Origin of the sequence: Neisseria sp. P0019.S002 (assembly GCF_051957155.1) — a bacterium.
Lineage (GTDB): Bacteria > Pseudomonadota > Gammaproteobacteria > Burkholderiales > Neisseriaceae > Neisseria > Neisseria perflava.
In genome coordinates this window covers 1-474 of record NZ_JBQCWS010000096.1, presented here as the reverse complement: position 1 = coordinate 474, position 474 = coordinate 1, and the positions used below count along the sequence as shown (strand labels likewise).

At 59.9% G+C, this 474-nt stretch carries 1 pseudogene; it reads left to right on the top strand.

Annotated elements, in window-relative coordinates:
- Positions 1-210 precede the first annotated feature (210 nt).
- A pseudogene (locus ACTHTY_RS11750) lies at positions 211-474 on the top strand (hypothetical protein); the annotation flags it as partial.

Below are 474 nucleotides of genomic sequence, written 5' to 3'. Positions count from 1 at the left end.
TTTGGGGGAGGGGGCGTAGTGGAGGGAGGGGGCAGTTGAGAAGTCGAGGAAGTCGAGTTTAAATTGGCTATGTGGACGGACACGGAAATGGTGTTGGAGGGGGTGTGAAAGGTGCTGAAGTCGAAAGAGGAAATCGGGAAGGTGGGGCTGAGTGGGAGTGGAAGAGTCCTGGGATGCAGCGGGTGGGGAGGTGGGAAGAAGAGAGGGGGTTTGCAAGAACCCCTACAAAAACCCAACCACAACAGCGACACCCCCTTGATTCCTGTCGTTGCCACTCGGGGGGAGTCCCAGCTGGTTTGGAAACACGGCATAGACACACCCAACCTCTCCCCCGCAGAGGTTGTGGGGGAAAAAGCCCGCCCAAAGGCACTCCACGCCCCCCATGCCAACGTCCCCCCCCCCCCAACCGACGGCAGAAGGACCGAAGAGTCCCTGAAACACACCTTCCCCACCAACGACTTCGGCGGGGAAGAG